Origin of the sequence: Paeniglutamicibacter gangotriensis Lz1y (assembly GCF_000348945.1) — a bacterium.
Taxonomy (GTDB): Bacteria; Actinomycetota; Actinomycetes; order Actinomycetales; family Micrococcaceae; genus Paeniglutamicibacter; species Paeniglutamicibacter gangotriensis.
The window spans coordinates 587,290-609,430 of sequence record NZ_AOCK01000001.1 but is presented as its reverse complement, the minus strand read 5'-3'; the positions used below and the strand labels follow the sequence as shown (position 1 = coordinate 609,430).

Below are 22,141 nucleotides of genomic sequence, written 5' to 3'. Positions count from 1 at the left end.
CGGTCCAAGTCCCGTCGGGAGTGTTGGCCAGATACTGCACAGGGCCTTCGCCGTCCCGATGCCACCGTGCCGCCGGTTGCTCCGGAGCATCCCAGAAGAAGAGGATGCCCCGGGCCGAATGTCTAAAAACGATCACGATGCCAGCGGGGCCAGAAGCGCCGCTGCCAATTCCCTGATGGCCTGCGGCCCTGAGTCTTCCGGAGCCCATTCCGGCTCGAGCATCTCCAGCGGCGATGAACCATGCAGTTGTGCCCGGGGGCGCCCGAACCAACGACGTACGCCGAACGCGTTGTAGCTGCCCAACAGGTCGGCAACTATCAGTGCCGTGAAATGCAGCCGGCCTGCCACCTCATCGGGCGTCTTGCGTTCACCGTTGCGGTAGCGGCGCATTGATGAGTCCGAAACCCCTGTGAGTTTGCCCAGGATCTCGTCGCCTAGAATCTCGAGCAGGGGCTCCCACTCCTGTTCGGGCATCGGCGACGATTCAAGTGACTCCATGATTCGTTCCCAGAAGCCTGGCTTCATCTGCGCAGTGTGCCCCGCATCCCTCAGACTGGATACGTGTTCGGCCGCAGCTCGTCCGACGCCGTGCTCATAAAACGCATTGGCCGCGGCAAGACCACGCTCCTGATCGGTGCCACCCTGCTCAGCGCGAGGAATCATCCGAAGCATTTCGGCAACGGAAACCAAGCGAACTGCGGCCAGTTCCTCATGGGCACCGCTGACCGGCTGGGGCATAAGCTGCGACCGGTTCATTTCGGGGTCTCCCTCGGCCAACAGACGGAAGATTTTTGGACGATCGTTCTTTTCCGTACTTCGTCCGTATGCCGATGGTGCGCCGAGGCAACCATCATGTCAATGTGCCTACGCGGAGGTTCCTTTCTGAGGCAACGTATCAACCTTCCCGGAGGTATTGAAACGACAGGTGGACGCGGCATCGGCGCCGACAGCCAGGCTGTCCCCACGGTTGGCTACCCTTTGGCTCGTTGTCCCAAGGTCGTCAGGCGCACCGCACGCAAACCGTCGTAACGGCTCAGCCTGGTCAGCTGCTCGGTCCCCCAGAAATCTTCGTAGTCGTCCAACGCCAAGTTCGAATCTACGTAGCGCACGTCAACCAGACCCAAGGTCGCAGCGTATTCAAAGAGCAGAACCATGAGATAGCGCCGGTCGACCGTTCCTTCGAAGTCGACGTGATCGTACCCAAGGCTGCCATATTGCGGATCCTCGATGTACAGCTTGAACGCCGCCATGTCGTTGCGCACCACCGTGAAGTGAGCGCCGTCACCGATCGAGTCGCTATGGGCTTGGGTCACCATCGTGAACTCGTTTACTGACAACACCGACAGAACCTCCGCGGCCATGAACCGGCGGTTTTTCAGCCCGGAGAGCACATTGGTTCGACGCTGACCTTTGACGGCCTCGATCCTGCTGAGCTCATCGATCACCCCGGCCTTGACCCAGCGGTCCCAGAGACCCAGCAGGACCTCATCCGGGTCCTTCTTCAGTGCCGTCCTGCCCTTGGCCGTGAGTTCGAGTTTGGTTCCCGACGCCAGCCCACCGGCCTGCAGCAGCAACGGCCAGGCAAAGGCGCACAGGTGTTCGTCTGCGTAAAAGTCACCTCCCGGCAAGGCCTCGGCCAACATTCTCATGGTGGCGGCCGTTGGCTTCTTGGTGGCGGCACTGCAGCGCACTTGGCCGCGCTCGACCAACTCGAGCATGGTGGCCAGCTGTTCCCGGGCGCGGTCCAGAGTCTTGAGTTCAATTTCATCTGTCATTTTGTCCACAGCTCAAATCTCCCATGTCAGTCAACTCTTCGTCCAGATGCCTTCCCCGGTGTTGCTCGCCGTTCCGTTGTAGTGTTGTGGAACGTTCAGTTCTCCCCCGTCCGAAGTGAATGCGAGTCCACGTGTCCAAGAAGAAAAAACCGTCGACCTCCCGTGCCTCCAAACCAGGGCACCCTGCACGGGCCTCCGCATCCAAAAACATCGTCAGCATCGACGCGTTCCGTTCCCGCGCCGCGGGGCAGGACCTGTCCGCAGAATTCGCGGCGTGGCTGCACACCCGCATGGTGATCCCGCCGACCGGCCGCGAACTGCCCGTCCTCTCCGAATTCATGAAGCATTACGGAGCTCCCGGCCCCACCCCAGTGGTCCTGGAAACTCATAAGGTCGCGGCTACCCTCGAGGCCCATCTGCCAACCGTCCCTGCAGACGACAGCACATTCGTACTGCAGCTGCTGCTGCGCTATGTGGAGTTCCTGGAAGATGCCCACCATTGGGGCGGCACCGAGCTGCAATCAGATTCCGTCCAGCAGCTGCTGCTGGCACTGTTGAACGTCGGCCCCGAAACGGTTGGAGACGAAGCCCCCTTCGAGGTCCCGGCGATCCCCCGCGAAGAGCTGCTCTCCGTCCTGGTGGCGATGCCCCTGGCACGGCGGACCCATGGCTTCCTGCACTGGTTCGGCAGCCAACGCGACGTCACGGAATCCGGAAGGCTGACGAGCCAGGACATCGAGGCGGCGGCCGCGGCACTGGATGTTGCGGCCCTCGACGTCGAGGGAAGTCCCATCGAATCTTCCCGGGAACTGACGGCGGCGCAGCGAGCCATGCGCGCCCAAGATATCCCGCTTGCGGATTTGTACTGGGAGTCGCTGCTCGAGATCGGCGCCATCGAGATCCACGGTTCCAAGGCCTCCGCCAGTGGAAACGCGCTGTCCTACTTCACCAACCCCGACGACGCGCAAGCCCTGGTCATCCTGCTGCGGGACGTGGCACTGGCCATGATCCGCCGCTTCACCAACCCCGAATACGCGGGAGGGAACGCCCGTTTGTCCGGTGCCGAGGAGATCACTGCCGACATCCTGGTGCATGCGTGCCTCGGGGACGGGTTCCCCGTCGCCGACCTAGCCGCATGGATACCCGAGGACCCGTCCCCGCAGGACATGGGCATGGTGCACACCTTAGCTGCACTGAACACCTTGGCCGCCGAAGGCATCGTGGAGATCGGTACGAACTACACGGTGCCTCCGGCCCTGCAGAAGATCATCGCCTTCGAATTCATTGAACGCGCGGGCGAGCCGGTCCACTATGCGGACCCCAAGGACATCGACCCCGGGTATGCGGGGGCCTCGGGCTGAGCGGCCGCGGGGGTACCTGCGTTATTTTCCGCCGGAAGCGCCAATAGCCCAGACGCGCGGCAGTTCCCGTCCGTGCACCGCGTGCTCGCCCACCAGCCGGGCCTTGAACACCCACGGGTTGTGGTTTCCCGCGGTGCGGGCATTGCGCCAATGCCGGTCAAGGTTCTTGGAGGTGATGGTGGCCGAGGCCGCCAACGCATCGAAGGCCCGAGACAGCGCGGTGGTCACCAACGGCGTCAACGCCACCTGCCCTTGAGCGGAGGCGAGCTCGGCGGCATCGTTGGCTGCAATGTCCGCCTCAAGATCGATCTCACCGCGACGCAGCCCCAGTGCGGATTGGTAGGCAGCTTCCAGCCCCTGGGCCGCGGCGATCACCGTGGACTTAGCAACGAAGGCTGCGGCGGACACTTCACCGATAACTTGCAGCAATTGCGGATCCTCGGAGGCGACCGCTGCGGCTCCGTGGCTGAAGGTCCGCTTGCGGGCGGCGAGTTCCGCGGCGAAGTCCTGCGCCCCGCCCTGCGCACTGCCGGCCAGCACGACGAGCAACACCACTTGGTAGAACGCAGTCTGGTAGCGGAAGCGGGTATCGAAGTCGATGATGTTCGTTTCTTCCACCACCGCGGCCGTGAACGTGGAGGTGCCGGTTCCTGTAGTGCGTTGGCCGAATCCGTCCCAGTCGTCGCCCAGCTGCACGCCGGGCTGGTGGGCGTTCACGACCGCGATGACCCGTTTGCCGCTGTCGCTTCGTTCGGCATAGGTATCGATCCAATCGGCGAAGATGCTTCCGGTGGAGTAGTACTTGGTTCCGGTGACGGTGAATCCGCCCTGAGAATCGGGATTGACCTTGGTGTTCACCTCGCCCAGGGCCACGGTGCCGATCTCGGTCCAGGAGTTGCCCACCAGTTCTCCTGCGGCAAAGCGTTCCAGCCAGCGCTCACGCTCGGGGCCCTCGGCGGCGACCAATCGATCCTCGACGAAGGCAAAGTGGGCGCGCAGCGCCTGGGTGAGATTTGGATCGGCAGCTGCCAGATCGGTGAGCAGGGAGAAAAGTTCGGACAGGGTGGCCCCTGCCCCGCCGTGGGATTCGGGGACGCGCAGCGCGCCAAAGCCGGAGGCAGCAAGTTCACGAATTTCTTGGTACGGCAGGGAACGGTCGGCATCGCGGGCAGCTGCCCCGGCGGCGATGGTGGCAAACACCGGTGCGAAGCGGGCGGACAGACGTGTGAGTCGGGATTGGTTCAAGGTGGTGGTGCTCATACGGGGCCTCCTGGAGGATCTCGGATTCGGGGAAAGGTGCCGATTTTTAGGTGTAAAGCGAGAGCGGCGCGTTGGTTCCGTGCAAGAAGTAGGTGCCGACCTCGATCTTCTTGTAATCGACGGGATCGTGCAGCGAGTGAGTGCGGACATTGCGCCAGAACAGGTCAAGGCCCACGTCGTTCTTGGTGGAGCTGGAACCTGTGACTTCGTAGATCCGGTTGGCGACCTCGAGCGCAGCCTCGGTGGCGACGACCTTGAGCTCGGCAATCGCCACCGCAATATCTCCGCGCTGGGCCTCATCTAGGTCACCGGCGCGGCCCACTTCGGTATCGAAGCGGCGGTTGAGCTTCTCGGCCAGGGCCCCGACGGCCGCGGTGCGAGCCTTCAACTCCCCGAGAATCCGCTGAAACACCGGATCCTGGGCGTAGGTGTCCGCGGAGGAGAGGAACCAAGAATTCTTTCGTTCGAGCAGGATTGCACGACCCGCGCTCAGCGCACCTTCGGCGATGCCGAGGTAGAAGTTGCCGAAGGCCAGCTGCAACCCGGGAGTCAGCAGTGTGGCGATGGGTTCGGCGGTGACCTCACCGAGTACGTCCTGCGGGGCCACGAAAACGTCGTGGTATTTCACCGAGCCCGAGGCAGATAAACGCTGGCCCAGGTGATCCCAGTCGCCGAGCAATTCGAGGCCTTCACGGGTGCGTTCCAGCACGAAAGCCAGCACCTTGCCGTCGTTCTTCCCGCCGGTAACCGCTGCGTTGATCACGATCACGTCGCCCACGCTGGATCCAGTAGAGAAGCGCTTGAGTCCGTTGAGTCGGTAGCCGTCGCCTTCTGCCACTAAGTGCAGGTCCGGGTCCACGGGATTGACCGAGTCTCCCCACAGCCAGCCGTCCGCGGCGCTGCGGGCAAACCACGCGCCTTGGTTGGCAGGGTCGGCATAGAAGGCAATGCTTGCCTGGTTGGCGTAGTGGTAGGCCAACAGCTGGGCGATCGACCCGTCGGCCGTGGCAATGATGCGCACTGCGGCGAATGCCGATTCCCAATGTCCGCCGCCGCCACCAAATTCGGTCGGCACCAACAGATTCAGCAGCCCGGAGTCGCGCAGCAAGCCGACTTCGGAGAACGGCTCCGCATTGGCTTTGTCTCGGGCCAGTGCGTCGACGGCCAGGGCCTCGGCTACGGTACGGGCGACGGCCGACCAATGGCCAAGTTCGGATTCTTCTGCGTGTCCGTGCCAGGGGGTGCGTGGCAGTGAGCGGGCGTCAAGGGTGATGGTGCTCATGAGGTGGCTCCTTCGAGAGTTCGTTTCGAATCAATGAGTTGATCCTAGGAATCTCTGAGGGGCTTGTGCACCTGCCGATTCACACAGCGAAGTGCACAGTCATGAGGCGTCATCGAGGGCATCCAAAGGCCTTTCCATGGCGCGGGAGATGTCATCGTGCGTCACCGGCGCAACACACAGAGACATCGGAAGTCATTGATTTGTTCTCGCGCGTTCTAGTTGTATCAATGCTGCGTTACACATGTCGGGCGATGTTCAACCTAGACCCACCTTGGAGACTGGACACTGCTGAGCCACTGTTGTTCGCTCGGCATCACCCACGATGGACAGTTCGCTGGCAAATAGTGGAGGACACGAGAGTCGCAAACGACGTTTATGGGAAACCACGCGCCATACAGACGGATGGATGTCGATCACGCTAAGTGCTTCCAAGACTTCGAAAGGCCCCAGCGACCCGGACTAATGGTTGTAAGCTTCCCCGGTTGAAAGCTTGTCAGTCATACGGCCAATCAATAGCAGCAATGCCATGACGTAGGATGCGCACTGATCATCAATGGGGCAGTCCATTTCAGAGTATTCGTCGTGCGCCGTACCAATTCGAATCGAGTCCGTAAGCACCTCAGCAACACTCTGTTTGATGGAGTCCGGCGGTGCACCTTTGTACATCGGGGACGCCACTTCCATTAGGGCAGAAACACTGGTCTTCGTTCGATCTGCAATGAACTTTGCATTCAACAATTGGAGACTACAACTGAGGCCTTCGGCTTCTTCGGATGACCCGATATATGCACTGCACATGTCGTTGTCCCAGTCGTCTCGCCAGTCATCAAGGTCTCTTAACAGGCGCCGACCTCTTTGCCTCCGAGCCGGCACCTGCCGTGGCCTGCCAGGTCTATCCAACGGCAGCCGGGATCGCCGGCCAGCCGGCCCTCGAGGACCTGCGCCGGACCATCCGCGCCGCGCGCCGCACCCCGGCACGCAGCGACGGAGAACACCAGGAGGCAACCGTGGACCGGGAGCGGGCCGGCATCGTGGCCGGCGACGCCCGCACCGAGAAACTGCTCTTCCACGGAGTCTTCGCCTACTGGGGTGGTGCGCGCCCCAGTAGCCGCCTCACCGATCGCCGCCGCGGCTGCCGCCCTAGATGACCAAAAACTCCATCGGGTGCTGTCGGGGCTGGGCCGGAAGCTCGAGTCCGAATCCCCTGCCGCGCAGGATCATCCCATGCCCTTCCCGACCCACGGGGATCGGTCCTTCACCCGCCGCATGACCCTGGCACAGCTCCACGCCCACCCCACGGAACTCTTCGACGTCCACGCCGGGCAACCGGATCTGCCCAACGGGCCGCCGCCAGGATCTTTGCTGAAACACCCGGGCACGAAAAAGCCATCCGTCAACACGTTGGGACGCGCATTGGCGGATGGCTTTATCCGGGGGTTCCCTGGCGTTTGCGAGGAACCGCACCGGCGGGACTAGGCGTCGACGAGGTCATTCTTATCGTCATCCGAATCCTTGGCGTCTTGACCGGCACTTTCGGCGGGTTTGCCGGTCCAGGCATGGCCCTGCTCCTTGTCCAGGTGCGAGGTCGTCTTGTTCTTCAGCGCGAAGATGTATACCAGCAGCGAGATGCCGATGGCCACCGTGACATAGGTGAAGAACAGGTCGATGCGGTCGGCCTTCTGCAAGGCGGCGCCGATCAGCGGGACGGTGCCGCTGAAGAGCGAGTTCGCGATCGCATAGCCCAGTCCCACGCCCAGGGCGCGGATGGATGCCGGGAACAGTTCCGACTTCACCAGGGCGTTGATCGAGGTATAGCCACCGACGATGAGAAGCCCACCCATCATCAGCACGAAGGCCAACACCGGGTTCTGGGTCTTGGCCAGCAGCGACAGCAGCGGCCAAGTGAACAGCACACCGGTGATCCCGAACCAGAGCAGCAGCGGCTTGCGGCCGACCTTGTCGGAGATGATGCCGTAGACCGGCTGCAGCAGCATGAAGATGAACAGCGCCCAGAAGTTGATGACCGAGGTCTGGGTCTTGTCAATGCCGGAGGTATCGTTCATGAACTTCAAGATGAAGTTGGTGTAAGTGTGAATTACCAATCACTGAAGGTGGGGATTCAATTGGCACCTTCGCTGGTGGGATCGACACGGTGGTGGGCGCTGGTGGGGCGGTGGCCACAGTGGTGTCTGACGAGGCCAATTCCGTGCCCCGGGTTTCGATTTCTTCTGCTGCGTTGGTGTCTGCATTCACCGTGATCCCAAACATGTGGCAGGTGCTGGTGGTGCAGCGGAATTTCGCTTGGCTCTCGCGGATTCCCCTGGTGCGGCAATTGGCACAGGTCTGGCTCGTGTAACGCGCATCAACGGTGACGATTTGCCCACCGTGTTCCGCGGCCTTGTAGGTGATCATGCGACGGAATCCACCCCAGCCCTCGTTGAGGATGGACCTGTTGAGCCCGGTCTTGGCGGCAGCATTGTTGGGCAGCCAGACGCCGGGCTTTTTAGGATCGGGCTTGGGTTTCGCCCTGGCCGTCAAATTTCCGATGTCCAGCTCTTCTAGGACAACCAGTGCGTAATCGGTGGTGATCTTGCGGGAGGCCGTGTCTAGGAAGTCCTTGCGCCGGCGGGTCTGGCGGCTGTTGATGGCGGAGATTGCCTCGCGGGTTCGGCGTTGCCGGTTGCTAGTCCGGGCGTTGGTTTTCTTGCGCCGGGTCTCCTGCCGGGCCAGCCGGCGCTCCAGGCGTAGCAGGGTGGTCCGCTCGGTGGCGGTGGTGAAGTCCGGGTGCCAGAAATTGGTTCCGTCGGACAATGCCAGGGGGACGGTGACCCCACGGTCGATGCCGATCGCCGCGCGTTTGTGGGCGGTGGGCTTGATGATGGGCCCTGTCTTGGTGCGAAGGGTGATGTGCCAGCCGAGTCCGTCACGGTTCAGGTGGGCCCCGGTGACCTGGGTGAAATCCACCTTGCGGTGCAGTCGAACCCTGATCTTCCCGGCCAAAGGAACGTTGACGGTGATGTACTTGTCATTGATCCTGGTGGGCTTGAAGTGGCTGGCTTGGGGGATGTCTACGCCCATGCGCGTATGGCGCTTCTTGAACACGGGGGCCTTCGCGGGGTGTTCGGGGTTCCAGCAGTTCCTCCACGCCTGAAAATAGTCTTTCCACACGGCCTGGGCAGCTTGGGCGGGGAGGTCGGCGAACCAGATATACTCCGCATCCTTGCGGATGTTCTTGATTTCTTGCGTGTACCAGTCTAATCCCACGCGGAAGCCGTTGGCCTCCCAAGCAGCATGCAGTAGGTTCCACAGTGCACGGGCAGCGTGCCCCTGGCGCTCCAGGGCAGCGGCCTGTCCGGGCGTGGGATACACTCGGAAACGGTAATTTCTCCTGCCGGATTCCATACTTCCATTTTCCCCAGGTGTAGGCCGACCGTCATGGACCGCGCCCAGGACTGTGGACAACTTCCGCACCCCGAGGACGGCACCCGAACCCGGGGAAGGCACCCTGTGTTCGTCCCCCGCTCTGCTGCGTCGCGGCGTCTTCGACGAAGCGGTGCGGAACACGTACCATCAGGCCATGGAAAAGGTATCAGCGGCCTTCGGGGCCGAGTTGACGGAATCCGACCGCGAACACGACCACGTTCCCCCGCGGGCAATTGTCCATCCCACCATCGAACCGATTTGTCTGGCCAGCTTTCCCTAGGGACCCCGGCAGTATCCTGCGCCGTAACACCACCACGAACGTGTTCAACGTTTCTTGCCGGGCAGGCACTTCCGGTCACGTTCCCACCATTACGGAACCGTCGGCGGCCCCAGCGCGGGCACTGTCCGGCGGTATATGCCAAACCATCAGTCGCCGAAGTCTCAGCGCTCACTCACCAACTCGCGATTCCCCGAACCGGCGGGCGCTCTCGACTTCGTTCTTGCAGATCGAACCACTCCACGAGGTTTAATGCCGAGCCCCCGCCTGTTGCTCCCGGCGCGGCGGTTTCTGCCGACCCGGCGGCCTCGGTGCGGGCGCCGGGTCGCGGCATCTTCTTCATGTTCTCCACGGCAGCATTGACCATGGGCGCGTTCGTCCTAGTGCATCGGGGCTCCGACCAGCGCGGGAGTCGATTTCTTTTACTTCCTGAAGGTCTGCATATGGCGTGGCAATGTATCTGTTCCATCATGCCCCGCATACGCCGGCGGCGCAAAAATGATAATGTCCAAGACGCCCCCAGGCGCGCCCGTGGGCTGTCTGTTCCCTGCTCATTTCCGCACTCCGCCCCCGGTCTCTCCCGTCGACTCACCCGACCCACACCCAACATTCAAGGACCACCGCCATGGACGTACTCATCGTTGAAGACGATGATTCCATGGCCGCGGCGCTCACCGCGGCGGTGTCTTCCACCGGACACCACGCCACCCGAGTCTCCCGAGGTACCGATGCGCTGCTGCGGCACCGCGAATCCGATGTGATCCTGTTGGATCTGGGGCTGCCCGACATGGACGGGCTCGAGGTGCTGCGCAAACTGCGCCAGGTCACCGACGCCCCCATCCTGATCCTCACCGCACGCGACGACGAACGCTCCGTGGTTCTGGGGTTGCGTTCGGGTGCCGACGACTACCTGATCAAACCGGTCAAGCTCGCGGAACTGCTCGCCCGGATCGAGGCCGTCACCCGGCGGGCGATGATTGCCGGCGGCCGCAAGGGAACCCACCTGGGCATCGGGGAACTGTCCATCGACCTGGACCGGCGCGTGGCGCAAGCCGCGGGCCGGGAACTATCCTTGACCCCCACCGAGTTCGACCTGCTGGCCCTGCTGGCCAAAAATGCCGGGTCGGTGGTGACTCGGGAACAGATCCTCGACGCCCTGTGGGGCGATGCCTTCCTGGCTTCCTCCCGCGCATTGGACGTGCACCTGACCGGGTTGCGCGCCAAGCTCTCGCTGCCCGGATTCATCGTCAATGTCCGCGGGGTCGGATACCGGATCGAAGCCGACCCCCGGTGAAGCTCCGCGTCCTGGGTGTACTCAGCGTGCTGGTGCTGCTGCTGGTACTCATCTTTTCCTACGTCATCCTCTCCTCCGCCGGCCGGGACCTGACCTCGACGCTGCAGATCAACCGGGCAGCCTCGCTGGACAGGATCGCGCAGGTGGCCTTCGACGCCGCCACCGATTCAGACACCACGGTGCTGCAACGAGATATGGACACCTATTCAGATCTCTACGACGAGGGGCTGGTGGTACGCCTGCAGACCGGCACCCTGGTCTCCGGCGGGTTGGATCCCGAACGCGCGGACGTGCGCGACGCCTTGGCGCGGGCCTCGCTGAACCTCTCGGACACCGGGCTGGACCCGGTCACCCCCTTCGGGACCGGCAGGGAGCTGATCTCCCGATCCTTCGGATCCGCCAGCCAGGTGATGGGCGAAGCCATCATGGAAGTGAACCCCGACGCGGCGCGGGCCACGCTGCGCACCCGTTGGCTGGTCACCGGGGTTGCGACGCTCGCGCTGGCCGCGTTGCTGCTGCTGGGCGCCGGACGGGTCACCAGCTGGGTACTGCGCCCGGTGCAGCATCTGGGCACCGCGGTGCGCGAGCTCAAGGACACCGGCCGGACCTCCAGCCTCCCGGAGGCAGGCCCACCTGAACTGCGCGAGCTCTCCCGCTCCTTCACCGCCATGGCCGCCACCCTGGGCGAGGTCATCGAGTCCCAGCGCCAGCTCATCGCCGACACCTCCCATCATCTGCGCAACCCCGTCGGCGCGTTGCGCCTGCGCGTGGACTTGCTGCTGCTCAAGCTCAAGAACCAGGACGAGGCAGAAGCCGGGGCCGGGGTGCTGGCCGAGCTCGAGCGCGTCGAAGAGATCCTGGATTCGGTGCTGCGCCTGGCCGTCGCCGAGCACCGGGTGATCGAGGACTCGGCCCCCGGAGGGCACCGCGCCCTGCTCGCCGGCGGGGTGAACCCCCTGCTGGTGCTCGGCGAGGAAGTGGACCGGGCCAGACCCGCAGCACTGCTTTCCGGAAACACCCTGATCCTTCGCGCCGAAGCGGATCCGGGCCTGGAGATCGACTGCAACAGGGTCGAACTGGCCCAAATGCTCGGCGAGCTGCTGAACAACGCCCTGAAATATGCCCCCGGCACCGAGGTCACCGCGACGCTGCTGCGGGTCGGGCCGCGGATCATCATCGAAATCGCCGATTCCGGCCCCGGGTTGGAACCGGCACAGCTTGCGGCTGCCACCACCCGCTTCTGGCGCTCCCCGGACCATTCCTCGATCCGCGGCACCGGGATGGGCATGACCATCGTGGACAAGCTGGCCACGGCCAACGGCGCCCACTTGGTCCTGGGTTCCAACAAACCCACGGGGTTGCGCGCGCGGATCGTCTTCGACGCCGGCCACCCGGCCCAGGAAATGGGGCACCGCCGATGAACACGTCCTGGGGAATCCACACCCCCTTCTCCCGGCGCACGCTGCTGCGCGCCGGATTGGCCGCAGGTCTCACCGGCATTCTCGCCCCTGCCATGACCTCGTGCACCACCGGGACCGACCGCAAGGACATCGTGGTCGCCGGCGGGGAACCGGGCGGCTTCTATCTGGAATTCGCGACGTTGCTGGCCGACTCGCTGCAACGCCACCGCCTCGCCGACACCACCTCGATCCTCTCCACCGGTGGCAGCCTGGAGAATGTGGGCACGTTGCTGCGCGGCGAGGCGACCCTGGCCGTTGCGCTGGCCGATGCCGCCTCGCTGGAGGGCGGACCGGGCAGCAAGAACCCCGGACAGATCGCGGCCCTGGGCAAGGTCTATGAGAACTACGTCCATGCGGTGGTGCGCAGGGACAGTTCCATCACCTCGCTGGCGGACCTGGCCGGGCGCACCGTGGCGGTAGGCATGCCGGGCTCGGGCACCTCGCTGATCACCCCGCGACTTTTCGAGGTCGCCGGACTGCGCACGCGCATCGAAGGAACCTCGAAGCGCGGGTCCAAGACCACGGTGCGCGATCTGGGACTCAACGACGGGATCGCGGCACTGGCTGCCGGGGAGGTCGATGCCCTGTTCTGGTCCGGCGGGGTTCCCACCGCGGCCATCGCGAAGGCCCACGAGGAAACCGGTTTCGCGCTGCTTGATCTCTCCGAGCTGTTGCCCGGGCTGCGCCAGAAGTACGGGGCCTTTTACGACAAGGTGCTCATCCCGGCGGGAAGCTACGCGGGCATCGAGGCGGTGTGGACCGTCGGGGTCGCCAACCTGCTGCTGTGCCGCATGGACCTGGACGACGAGACGGCAGGGGCCACCGTCAAGCTGCTGGTGGGGCACGGCGACGAACTGATTCCACACTCCAGCGTCGGGGTGCAGTTTCTCAGTGCTGATTCGCTGATCAACACCGCCGACATCCCGCTGCACCCCGCGGCGGCCGCCGCGTATCGGGCGCTGCACGGGTAGTGCTGCACGGCCGGAACATTCCGCCGGGACAACAAAAATCGCTCCGTGCCTGCCCGCCCTCGAAAGGACAAACATGCACGGAGCGATGATCCGGTGACTTTTAGTCCCCCGCGGGGTGTCTATTAGGTCAGAGCGTCATATCTTCGAGTTGACGCCCGTTGGTCTCACGGACCATGCGCCAGACAAAGAGGAAGGAGAGCAACGCGAACCCTGCGTAGAGGCCATAGGCCACCTGCAGGCCCAGGTCCGCGAGCGCCGGGAAGGTCGTGCTGACCACGAAGTTCGCGATCCATTGCGCGGCCGCACCCAGGCCAAGGGCCAGTGCCCGGATGTTGTTGGGGAACATTTCCCCCAGCAGCACCCACACCACAGGTCCCCAGCTGGCGCCGAAGCCGACGACGAACAGGTTGGCTGCCACCAGCGCAACGATGCCCCAGTGACCCGGGAGACTGAGCTCTCCGTTGACGGTCACGGCTTGGGCGAAGGCCACGGCCATGGTTCCCAGTGACAGGGTCATCATCCCGGAACCGACCAGGAGCAGCAGCTTACGTCCCACCTTGTCCACCAACGAGATCGCCACAATGGTGGCCACAATGTTGGTGACCGAGGTGATCACGGAGATCATGAACGAGTCGGACTCTTGGAACCCGACCGACTTCCACATCGTGGTCGAGTAGTAGAAGATCACGTTGATGCCCACGAGCTGCTGGAAGATCGAGAGCAGAATGCCGACCCAGATCAAGGTCTTGAACCCGAATTTGCCGCCAAAGAGGTCGGCGAAGCGTTGCCGGCGTTCAAGGTTCACCGTCGATTTGATCTCGGCGATTTTCTGGTCGGTTGCTTCTCCTGCCGACATCCCCACCACGTCGATCAGCACCTTCCGGGCGCCTTCGTCATCGTTCTTCTCCACCAAGTAGCGCGGAGACTCGGGCAACCGTGAGGCTAGGATCCCGTAGACCAGTGATGGCACTATCCCGGTGAGGAACATCCAGCGCCAGGCTTCCAACCCGAACCAGGTGATCTCGGATGCGCCCCCAGCCAACCACGCGATCATGGCCGAGAGCAGGAAGGCCAAGAAGATGCCGCTGACCAGCGCAAGCTGCTGCAACGTGCCCAGACGGCCACGCTGCTTCGCCGGTGCGATCTCGGCAATATAGGCCGGGGCGATCACCGAGGCAAAGCCCACGCCGATGCCGCCGATAAAGCGCCACAAGATCAGGTCCCACACGCCAAAGGCTAATCCGCAGCCCAACGCGCTGATGGTGAGCAGCACGCTGGCAATGAGCATCGTGCGCACCCGGCCAAAGCGTTGCGAGCACACCCCGGCGAACCAGGCCCCCAAGGCCGCGCCGAGCAGGGCACAGGAAACGGTGAACCCCAGCAGGCCGGAGCCCAAGGAGAACTGTTCACGCACCGCATCAACGGTCCCGTTGATGATCGCGCTGTCGAATCCGAAGAGGAAACCACCCAGTGCGGCAGTCGATGCCATGGCCACCAGCCGGGGCGTTACCCGTCCGTCTGACTCGATCGGGGCAGCAACCTCCCTGTCCTTAGGCACAGGGCATCAGGTTTCGTGGGGAAAGCCCGGTCACGCAAACACCCGGAACATCCTGCAGAGCATACGACAGCCCACGGCTTTGATTCACGTTGGAGGTCTCCTCGACTTCATGGGTAAGACTCAATTAGTAAAGGAGCCTAAAGATAGTGATTTCCAGCATAAGGCACTGCGATAAGATTTGAAAAACAGCCTAACCAAAGGACCGTCTCCATGATCACAGGTGCCCCCGCCGGGCCCTCGACCAGGCCGCTGCCACAGACCTTGGCAGCAGCCACCGACCGGCTCTTCCTGGCCCACCTGCTCACCCATGGTCCAAGTTCACGCACCGCCATCGCGGCCTCCACCGGACTTTCGCGCCCCACCGCATCGGAAGCCGCCACCCGGTTGTCGGAAACCGGATTGTTGCGAACCATCGATACGCCCCCGGTCAAGAAACGGGGCCGGATCCCGGAGATCTACGATCTGGATCCCGCGTACGGACACACCCTGTCGCTCACCGCGGCAGCCGGCAAGGCCCAGGTGCAAACCCACGACCTGCGCGGCGCCGTACTGCATGACACCGCCCTTCACCTGACCGATTCCACGACGCCGGCCAAATTGGAGCGAACGCTACGGGATCTGGTCACCACCGCGGTCCACGACACCGGCTCCCCCTGTCTGGCAGCCACTGCCTCACAGGGAAACCCGGTGGATCCTCACTCCCAGCGTCCGGTGGTCTTGCCAGCCTCGGCCTTCCCGGAAGGACGCGGAGACATCGGCGCGCTCTTGCGCGAGGTCTGCCACGGCCCGGTACGTCTGGACAACGACGTCAACTGGGCGACCCTGGCCGAACAGCGCATCGGTGTCGCCCGCGGAATCGACGAGCTCATTCTGGTTTATCTGGGTCCGGGCATCGGCGCCGGACTGGTCATGTCCGGCACCGTCCAGCGCGGGCGGCACGGCGCCGCCGGCGAGCTGAGTTACCTGCGCTCGGGCGGACGAAGCCTGATCGATCAACTGCTGGAATACGGATCGGCTGCCCCCGGCAGCGACCGGCTGGACGTTTCGGCATGCTTGTCGCTTTTTGCCACCACCCCGGCACCGGATAACGCCCGGCTTTTTGTTCAGGCCGTGGCCCGGCAAATCGCCAACATGGCAGCCATCACCGATCCCCAGGCACTGGTGCTCAGTGGACCGATCGCCCGCAGCCCTGCCTTTACCCAGCTGTTCAACCAAGCCTTGCAACCGCTGCTGCTCAACGCCGACCTCGACGTGTTGGCCAGCGCGTTGGGCGAGGATGCGCCACTGATCGGCGCCAGCTTAGCGGCCCGGGATCTGGCCCAATCCCATTTCTGGGGTAGTTACCGTTCCTGAGACCTCGTTGCTGCCTGCTTCCCGGCACCCACCGATCGACCAGCGCCGTGGCGTAAGCTACATCGAAACGGGGCAAGGGCAAGGACCAAGGGGGCTCGGGGATGTACCAGATCGAGGAAGCGCATTCCTTCTCCCAATAGACGGACATTCGCCGAACAAATAGCGGCAGGACCTGGCTACGGCAGCGGCGTGGGCCGGTAGCCACAAGCAGCCACGGTCGAGTCATTGGCTGTCTACACCGAGAAAACCATCGATCATGCGTTGCCAGGGCAGGAACAACCGAAGGCACCCCGCCCGTCGAGGAACGGGACGGCTCGTCGAAGATCGGAATCCTTGACGATTCGACCTCCAATTCGCAGCAATAGTGAGGATGGGAGTTGGCCGGATCTCCGGAATCACGAATTCGGCGGGATTTATCGAGGCTCTATCACCGGAAACTGCTAATCTTGGGAATATAGAAGAGACGCATTCCCAAGGAGGCACGATGGCTAAGCCGCGCAAGACCGATGGGCCTTCTGAAAGTGGTCGGCTGGCCTCCGTTCTCGGCCCAGGGTCAGGAAGGCCATTGCCTGGCAACGTTTGGCCGAGCATCAGCTACGAGGAAATTGCCTGGACCGCCGAGCCAGATGTCATTCAGTCTCGCCGGCAGCGACTCCGCGCGCGCGGCCCGTATCTGGCCGCAGTTGTCCCACCGATTGCAGATGCCATTCCGCAGGTTGATGGCCGTATATCCGCACTGGTTGAGGAAGCCACGATCGACATGGTCCGCTTCGATCGCGATCTGGGCGACGACGCTGCGCCCTTTGCTGCACTTTTACTTCGCAGTGAGTCGGCTGCGAGCTCCGAAATCGAGAACCTCACAGCCGGAGCCAAACGTATTGCCTTGGCACAGCTTGGTGACCGCTCCAGCGCCAACGCTTCGCTGATCGCCTCAAACGTCGCCGCCATGAGAGCAGCCCTCGACCTGTCCGATGAAGTCAACCTCTACAACATCTTGGCCATGCACCAAACACTTTTACAGGGCTCCCATCCGGAAATCGCAGGCAAGTTGCGAAACGACGCGGTGTGGATTGGTGGAAGTTCGCCGCACTCCGCAATTTTTGTGCCGCCTCGCCATGAAGCAGTTGAGGAGGCCTTGGGAGATCTGGTTGCATTCATGCAGCGGGACGATATCCCTGCTCTGCTGCAAGTCTCCATTGCCCACGCCCAATTTGAGACGATCCACCCGTTCCCCGACGGAAACGGCAGAACCGGACGCGCTCTGGTTGGTGCGTTGCTCCGAAACAAGGGGGTCACCGAAAAGGTGACCATCCCGGTCTCAGCCGGTCTGCTGGCGAACACAAAGTCCTATTTCGAAGCATTGGGGTCGTATCAGAGCGGCGATCCCAGTCCAATCACTGAGATGTTCGCCGAGTCGACGTTCGCTGCCACCGACAACGGGCGCAAACTTGCTGAAGACATTAAAGATATCCGGACCGGAATCTACGCCACACTGCCGCGCAATCCCAGTGACAGCTTGCAACGAACCATTGAACTCATGGTGCGCGAGCCTGCCATCACTGCCCGCATGCTGTCCGAAACCACGGGCCAGTCCCCCAGCTCCGCCTACCGAAATCTGGAGGTATTGGAATCGAACGGGTCGCTTCGTCCGAGCAGCCACATCAAGGGCCACCAAGTGTGGGTGTCACCCCAAGTGATCGCCGCCTTGGATGAATTCGCGGCGCGGGCCGGGAAGCGTGTGCGCCTCTGACGCCGGAGCATGGGAGTCCTGTGGTCTTCTGCCCGGGTCCAAGGCCAGGCACCGTGGCGTAAGCTACATCGAAACGGGGCAAGAGCAAAGACCAAAGGGGACTCGGGGATGTACCAGATCGAGGAAGCGAACTCCTTCTCCCAGTGGCGGGACATGATTTCCTCGACTTTCGTGCCGCTCGAGACCGAACAGGTGCGCTCCGGCCCGTTTATCGGTCGCATCGGTGGACGCATCCTGCAAGATGTCGGGATCATGCGCCTTGACGCCGATGCGCAGACGGTCCGGCGTTCCCCCGCACTGATCGCCCGCGGCGGCACCGGCCACTACAAACTGAGCCTGCAATTGGCGGGCCACGGGCTACTGCTGCAAGACGGCCGCGAAGCGGTGCTCTCCCCCGGCGACGTGGCCATCTACGACACCCAGCGGCCCTACACGCTGAACTTCGACTCATCCTTCGAATCTCTGGTGCTGATGTTCCCGCAACATCTGCTCGGGCTGTCTTCCGAGGACGTCTCCGAGCTCACCGCCGTATCCATGGGCCAGGGGAACCGGCTGGGCCGGGGCGATCCGCCCCGTTCATTGCCTCCATCGCCGGGCAGCTGCCCGAGCTCAAAAGCCCCATTGGACACCGGTTGGCCATGAACATCGTTGACCTGCTCTCCACACTGTTGGCCGACGAGATTTATTCACGCCCTGGTTCAGGCACCGATAACCACGCCAGGATGCTGCGCCGGGTCCAGCACCACATCGAGGCGAACTTGGCCGACCCGCTGCTGGGCCCCGATGCCATTGCCGCCGCACACCACATGGCCACGCGTACGCTGCACAAGATCTTTTCCGCCTCCTCGCTGACCGTTGCCGGCTGGATCCGCGAACGACGGCTCGAGGCTTGCCGCCGGGACCTGGCAGACCCGCTCTGCGCGCATGTGGGGATCGGACAGATCGGAGTGCGCTGGGGACTCATCGACGCAGCCCACTTCAGCCGGATCTTCCGCGCCGCCTTTGGGGCTTCACCCAGCAATTACCGGCAGGACCCCGGGGCCCTGATGCGCTAGGGAACAAGAATCATACGGGCAAAGACAAGCATTGCCCCTGTGTTCCGGGCCACACTGGTGGGGAGAGTTGATCCCCTACACACCAGGAGCCCACCATGAGCAACGCTGCCACCACCTTTGCCACAGATACCGAATTGCTGACGGCAATCGCACCTGCCACCGGTGGCAGGGAAATCTTTGACCCCGCGACCGGCGAGCTCGTGGGCCGGGCCCCGGAACACACCACCGCGGATCTTGAGGCGGCGGTGATCGCTGCCCGCGAAGCCCAGCCGGGGTGGGCCTCGCTCTCCCATGCCGAGCGCAGCGCAGCACTGAACGCCGCCGCCGATGCGGTCGATGCCAATGCCGAGGCCCTGGCCGTGTTGCTCTCCCGCGAACAGGGCAAACCGTTGAATGGGCCAAACGCCCGCTTCGAGGTCGGCGCCTGCTCCGCTTGGCTGCGCACCACCGCCGGGTTCGAGCTCGAACCCGAGATCCTGGTGGACGACGAGGGAGGAAAGGCCGAGATGCACTACCGCCCGCTGGGCGTGGTGGGTGCCATCGGCCCGTGGAACTGGCCCATGATGATTTCCGTGTGGCAGCTGGCCCCGGCCCTGCGCATGGGAAACACCGTGGTGCTCAAGCCCTCGGAATACACCCCGCTGTCGGTCCTGGCGCTGGTGAAGGTCATCAACTCCGCACTCCCAGAAAATGTGCTGCACGTACTCTCGGGCGGACGCGATGTGGGCGAGGCGCTTTCCGGCCACGCCGACATCGACAAGATCATGTTCACCGGATCCACCGCGACCGGCAAGGCCATCATCCGTTCCTCGGCCGACACCGTGAAGCGTCTGACCATGGAGCTCGGCGGCAACGACGCCGGCATCGTGCTGCCCGACGCCGATGCCCAGTCAATCGCCGAAGACCTGTTCTGGGGCGCGTTCATCAACACCGGCCAGACTTGCGCTGCACTGAAGCGTCTCTACGTGCACGAGGACATCTATGAAGAGGTGTGCGCGGCGCTGACCGATGTCGCCTCCAAGATGCCCATGGGCGTGGGCTTGGATGAGGCCAACGTGCTGGGCCCGCTGCAGAACAAGGCGCAGTACGACATCGTCGCCGAGCTGGTGCAGGCCGCCACGGATTCCGGCGCACGGGTGCTCACCGGAGCCAACCCCGTTGCCGGACAGCCAGGCTTCTTCTACCCGACCACCCTGATCGCCGACATCGAAAACGACAACCCACTGGTCGCCCAGGAACAGTTCGGCCCGGCGTTGCCGATCATCAAGTATTCAAGCGTTGATGAGGCAGTGGCCATGGCCAACGGCCTGGAGGTTGGTTTGGGTGCTTCGGTCTGGTCAAGCGACCTTGAGGCGGCCCGCGAGGTCGCCGCTCGCATCCAGGCCGGCACGGTGTGGATCAACAAGCACGGGGCCGTGGACCCTCGTGTGCCGTTCGGCGGGGCCAAGCAGTCCGGCTACGGGCTGGAGTTCGGTGTCGCCGGCCTCAAGCACCTGGGCCAGCCCCAGGTCATCAGCTACTAAGGAACGGGAAGAACTCGACATGGAATTCGACTACATCATCGTCGGTGCAGGGTCGGCCGGCAACGTCATCGCCCGCCGTCTGCTGGATGCAGGGAAGCGTGTTGCCATCCTGGAGGCAGGGGACTACGACACCAACCCCGATATCACCCACCTCTATACCCTCGGCGCGCTGTGGCACAGCGAGCAGGACTGGGATTACTACAGCACCGAACAGGCCGGCGCCTCAAACCGTCGCATCCACCTGCCGCGCGGCAAGGTCATGGGCGGCTCCCACGCCCTGAACGCCACCATCTGGGTGCGCGGGGACAAATGGGATTACGAGACTTGGGAAAAGGAGGGTTGCGCTGGCTGGGGCTGGGATGACGTTTTGCCCGTCTACAAGAGCATCGAAAACTTCGATCTCGGGGGCTCGGAGACCCGCGGGGACACCGGGTTGCTGGATGTCGTCGAGGGCTTTGCCCGCAACCCGATCCAGGAGGACATGCTTGCCGGTGCCGTGGAAACCGGCATCCCGTTTAATGCTGACTACAACTCCGGGAACGTGGAAGGCGTCTCACGCATGCAACTGACCGTGCGTGATTCCAAACGCTTCAACACCTGGCATGCGTACCTGTCGCCCGTGGCGGAGAACCCGAACCTGACGTTGCTGACTGGTGCGCTCGTTCGCCGACTCATCATCGAAAATGGGCGGGTGGCCGGCGTTGAATTCGACCTCAACGGCGAACGAACTTCCCTGCGCGCTACCGAAACGGTGTTGGCCGCCGGCGCCATCAACTCCCCGGAACTGTTGCTGCGTTCGGGCATCGGCCCGGCGGCCGAGCTCCAGGAGGCAGGAATCACCCCCGTGCATGATCTGCCGGGGGTCGGCAAGAACCTGCAGGACCACTTGCTCTCCCCGGTGATCTTCACCACCGGTGCCAAGGATGTGCCCATGGGCGAGGTGGCCCCGGCGGAGGTGCACTTCTTTGCCAAGAGCCGCCCGGAACTGCCGGTGGCCGACACCCAGCCGTTGTTCTTCTCGGTACCCATGTATTCCCAGGACTACGCCCCGGGTGAGATGACCGGGCCGAACAACGCTTTCTCCCTGCTCGGCGGGCTTGTACGTCCGCAAAGCCGCGGGCAGATCACGCTCTCGGGAGCAGCAGACAGTGACCCGATCCGCATCGACCTCGGTGCACTGCGGGAACAGGCGGACGCCGACGCCTTGGTGGCTTCGGTGCGCCAGTGCCGCGAAATCGGCAGAAGTCAGGCGTTGGCCGGCTGGGAACCCACCGAGATCTACCCCGGCCCGGAGGTTGCCGATGAAGACCTCGAACAATACGTGCGTGATTCGGTGGTGACCTACCACCACCAGGTCGGCACCTGCAAGATGGGCGTAGACAAGCTGGCGGTCGTCGACCCGACGACCTTCAGGGTCCATGGCTTGGCCGGGCTGCGCATTGCCGATGCCTCGATCATGCCGCTGGTTCCCACGGGCAACACCAACGCACCGGCGATCATGATCGCCGAACGCGCGGCAGCAGCGATCATCAACGAGTCGTAGCCAGCGGAGGCGAGGAAACTCGCTGGGTGGCGATCAGCCAACCGACCCACAACGGGCGGCCTCCACGGGCCGCCGCAGCGGTGAACACCACGTTCCATCCACTGCGGCGGCCCGTTCCGTCGTTAATAGCTGCATTGCTTCTCCTTGCCGTATTCCGTTCATCCGCCGGCGGATCCCGCACCCACTGGTTGCATTCCGTTCACCTGCCGGATGTCTTTCAGCGATAGCTTTTGGAATTACATCATCCTGCTCACTC

General features: G+C 63.4%; 18 protein-coding genes and 1 pseudogene. 12 read left to right on the top strand and 7 right to left on the bottom strand.

The genetic code is table 11. From position 1 onward, the window contains the following. Positions 1-132: 132 nt before the first annotated feature. Both ADIAG_RS02775 and ADIAG_RS02770 read right to left on the bottom strand, forming a co-directional pair. A complete protein-coding gene (locus ADIAG_RS02775; RefSeq protein ID WP_007269780.1) occupies positions 133-756 on the bottom strand; it encodes a hypothetical protein in 624 nt (207 codons plus the stop codon). A 215-nt stretch (positions 757-971) separates the two neighbouring features. Beyond that, entirely contained in the window at positions 972-1,775 is an 804-nt protein-coding gene (locus ADIAG_RS02770; RefSeq protein ID WP_007269779.1) for a hypothetical protein, read from the bottom strand. A 131-nt stretch (positions 1,776-1,906) separates the two neighbouring features. Here ADIAG_RS02770 and ADIAG_RS02765 point away from each other — a divergent pair, with 131 nt between their 5' ends. After that, entirely contained in the window at positions 1,907-3,136 is a 1,230-nt protein-coding gene (locus ADIAG_RS02765; RefSeq protein ID WP_152426011.1) for a hypothetical protein, read from the top strand. Between the two features lie 21 nt (positions 3,137-3,157). Here ADIAG_RS02765 and ADIAG_RS02760 read toward each other — a convergent pair whose 3' ends face one another. Together ADIAG_RS02760 and ADIAG_RS02755 are read right to left on the bottom strand one after the other, a co-directional pair. Further along, positions 3,158-4,396 carry an acyl-CoA dehydrogenase family protein gene (locus ADIAG_RS02760; RefSeq protein WP_007269777.1) on the bottom strand — a complete coding sequence of 413 codons (1,239 nt, stop codon included), beginning with the start codon at positions 4,394-4,396 and terminating at the stop codon, positions 3,158-3,160. 46 nt (positions 4,397-4,442) lie between these two features. Continuing rightward, complete coding sequence (locus ADIAG_RS02755) at positions 4,443-5,678, bottom strand: acyl-CoA dehydrogenase family protein (RefSeq protein ID WP_007269776.1); 1,236 nt, start codon at positions 5,676-5,678, stop codon at positions 4,443-4,445. Between the two features lie 878 nt (positions 5,679-6,556). Here ADIAG_RS02755 and ADIAG_RS02745 point away from each other — a divergent pair. Beyond that, positions 6,557-6,826, top strand: coding sequence for a hypothetical protein (locus ADIAG_RS02745; RefSeq protein ID WP_007269774.1), 270 nt, complete (start codon positions 6,557-6,559; stop codon positions 6,824-6,826). Between the two features lie 324 nt (positions 6,827-7,150). Here the strand turns inward: ADIAG_RS02745 and ADIAG_RS02735 are convergent. Both ADIAG_RS02735 and ADIAG_RS02730 read right to left on the bottom strand, forming a co-directional pair. Next, positions 7,151-7,780: pseudogene (locus ADIAG_RS02735) on the bottom strand (MFS transporter); the annotation flags it as partial. Next, a complete protein-coding gene (locus ADIAG_RS02730) occupies positions 7,719-9,080 on the bottom strand; it encodes an RNA-guided endonuclease InsQ/TnpB family protein (RefSeq protein WP_007269771.1) in 1,362 nt (453 codons plus the stop codon). The pseudogene ADIAG_RS02735 and the gene ADIAG_RS02730, both read right to left, overlap by 62 nt. Positions 9,081-9,132: 52 nt before the next feature. On the opposite strand from ADIAG_RS02730, the gene ADIAG_RS02725 reads away from it, so the two are divergent. The 4 genes from ADIAG_RS02725 to ADIAG_RS02710 all read left to right on the top strand — a co-directional run bounded on the left by ADIAG_RS02725 (position 9,133) and on the right by ADIAG_RS02710 (position 13,103). Beyond that, positions 9,133-9,381, top strand: coding sequence for a hypothetical protein (locus ADIAG_RS02725; protein WP_007269770.1), 249 nt, complete (start codon positions 9,133-9,135; stop codon positions 9,379-9,381). Between the two features lie 622 nt (positions 9,382-10,003). Continuing rightward, positions 10,004-10,672 (top strand): response regulator transcription factor, encoded by a 669-nt coding sequence (locus ADIAG_RS02720; RefSeq protein ID WP_007269768.1) that lies wholly within the window; start codon positions 10,004-10,006, stop codon positions 10,670-10,672. Further along, the gene (locus ADIAG_RS02715) at positions 10,669-12,093 is read left to right on the top strand and encodes a sensor histidine kinase (RefSeq protein WP_007269767.1); all 1,425 of its coding nucleotides are present in this window, start codon (positions 10,669-10,671) and stop codon (positions 12,091-12,093) included. Before ADIAG_RS02720 ends, ADIAG_RS02715 begins: the two co-directional genes overlap by 4 nt. Beyond that, entirely contained in the window at positions 12,090-13,103 is a 1,014-nt protein-coding gene (locus tag ADIAG_RS02710) for a TAXI family TRAP transporter solute-binding subunit (RefSeq protein ID WP_007269766.1), read from the top strand. Before ADIAG_RS02715 ends, ADIAG_RS02710 begins: the two co-directional genes overlap by 4 nt. A gap of 127 nt (positions 13,104-13,230) precedes the next feature. Here the strand turns inward: ADIAG_RS02710 and ADIAG_RS02705 are convergent, their stop codons facing one another. Beyond that, positions 13,231-14,661, bottom strand: coding sequence for a sugar porter family MFS transporter (locus ADIAG_RS02705; protein WP_007269765.1), 1,431 nt, complete (start codon positions 14,659-14,661; stop codon positions 13,231-13,233). A 210-nt stretch (positions 14,662-14,871) separates the two neighbouring features. On the opposite strand from ADIAG_RS02705, the gene ADIAG_RS02700 reads away from it, so the two are divergent. The 6 genes from ADIAG_RS02700 to ADIAG_RS02680 all read left to right on the top strand — a co-directional run bounded on the left by ADIAG_RS02700 (position 14,872) and on the right by ADIAG_RS02680 (position 21,885). Further along, on the top strand, positions 14,872-16,014 hold the full coding sequence (locus tag ADIAG_RS02700) for an ROK family transcriptional regulator (RefSeq protein WP_007269764.1): 1,143 nt from the start codon (positions 14,872-14,874) through the stop codon (positions 16,012-16,014). Positions 16,015-16,498: 484 nt separating this feature from the next. After that, positions 16,499-17,764 (top strand): Fic family protein, encoded by a 1,266-nt coding sequence (locus ADIAG_RS02695; protein ID WP_007269763.1) that lies wholly within the window; start codon positions 16,499-16,501, stop codon positions 17,762-17,764. Positions 17,765-17,872: 108 nt separating this feature from the next. Then, on the top strand, positions 17,873-18,406 hold the full coding sequence (locus ADIAG_RS19855) for a cupin domain-containing protein (protein WP_007269762.1): 534 nt from the start codon (positions 17,873-17,875) through the stop codon (positions 18,404-18,406). Then, positions 18,403-18,819, top strand: a complete 417-nt coding sequence (locus ADIAG_RS19850; RefSeq protein WP_007269761.1) for a helix-turn-helix domain-containing protein — start codon at positions 18,403-18,405, stop codon at positions 18,817-18,819. Before ADIAG_RS19855 ends, ADIAG_RS19850 begins: the two co-directional genes overlap by 4 nt. A 95-nt stretch (positions 18,820-18,914) precedes the next feature. Further along, entirely contained in the window at positions 18,915-20,342 is a 1,428-nt protein-coding gene (locus ADIAG_RS02685) for an aldehyde dehydrogenase family protein (RefSeq protein ID WP_007269760.1), read from the top strand. A 19-nt stretch (positions 20,343-20,361) separates the two neighbouring features. Beyond that, complete coding sequence (locus ADIAG_RS02680; protein ID WP_007269759.1) at positions 20,362-21,885, top strand: GMC family oxidoreductase; 1,524 nt, start codon at positions 20,362-20,364, stop codon at positions 21,883-21,885. The last annotated feature ends 256 nt before the right edge of the window (positions 21,886-22,141 follow it).

What these genes read in the sequence shown, in the direction of transcription:
- ADIAG_RS02775 (WP_007269780.1), bottom strand. Translation starts at nt 756, where the DNA reads ATGAACCGGTCGCAGCTTATGCCCCAGCCGGTCAGCGGTGCCCATGAG.
- ADIAG_RS02770 (WP_007269779.1), bottom strand. Translation starts at nt 1,775, where the DNA reads ATGACAGATGAAATTGAACTCAAGACTCTGGACCGCGCCCGGGAACAG.
- ADIAG_RS02760 (WP_007269777.1), bottom strand. Translation starts at nt 4,396, where the DNA reads ATGAGCACCACCACCTTGAACCAATCCCGACTCACACGTCTGTCCGCC.
- ADIAG_RS02755 (WP_007269776.1), bottom strand. Translation starts at nt 5,678, where the DNA reads ATGAGCACCATCACCCTTGACGCCCGCTCACTGCCACGCACCCCCTGG.
- ADIAG_RS02730 (WP_007269771.1), bottom strand. Translation starts at nt 9,080, where the DNA reads ATGGAATCCGGCAGGAGAAATTACCGTTTCCGAGTGTATCCCACGCCC.
- ADIAG_RS02720 (WP_007269768.1), top strand. Translation starts at nt 10,004, where the DNA reads ATGGACGTACTCATCGTTGAAGACGATGATTCCATGGCCGCGGCGCTC.
- ADIAG_RS02710 (WP_007269766.1), top strand. Translation starts at nt 12,090, where the DNA reads ATGAACACGTCCTGGGGAATCCACACCCCCTTCTCCCGGCGCACGCTG.
- ADIAG_RS02700 (WP_007269764.1), top strand. Translation starts at nt 14,872, where the DNA reads ATGATCACAGGTGCCCCCGCCGGGCCCTCGACCAGGCCGCTGCCACAG.
- ADIAG_RS02695 (WP_007269763.1), top strand. Translation starts at nt 16,499, where the DNA reads ATGGCTAAGCCGCGCAAGACCGATGGGCCTTCTGAAAGTGGTCGGCTG.
- ADIAG_RS19855 (WP_007269762.1), top strand. Translation starts at nt 17,873, where the DNA reads ATGTACCAGATCGAGGAAGCGAACTCCTTCTCCCAGTGGCGGGACATG.
- ADIAG_RS19850 (WP_007269761.1), top strand. Translation starts at nt 18,403, where the DNA reads ATGAACATCGTTGACCTGCTCTCCACACTGTTGGCCGACGAGATTTAT.
- ADIAG_RS02685 (WP_007269760.1), top strand. Translation starts at nt 18,915, where the DNA reads ATGAGCAACGCTGCCACCACCTTTGCCACAGATACCGAATTGCTGACG.
- ADIAG_RS02680 (WP_007269759.1), top strand. Translation starts at nt 20,362, where the DNA reads ATGGAATTCGACTACATCATCGTCGGTGCAGGGTCGGCCGGCAACGTC.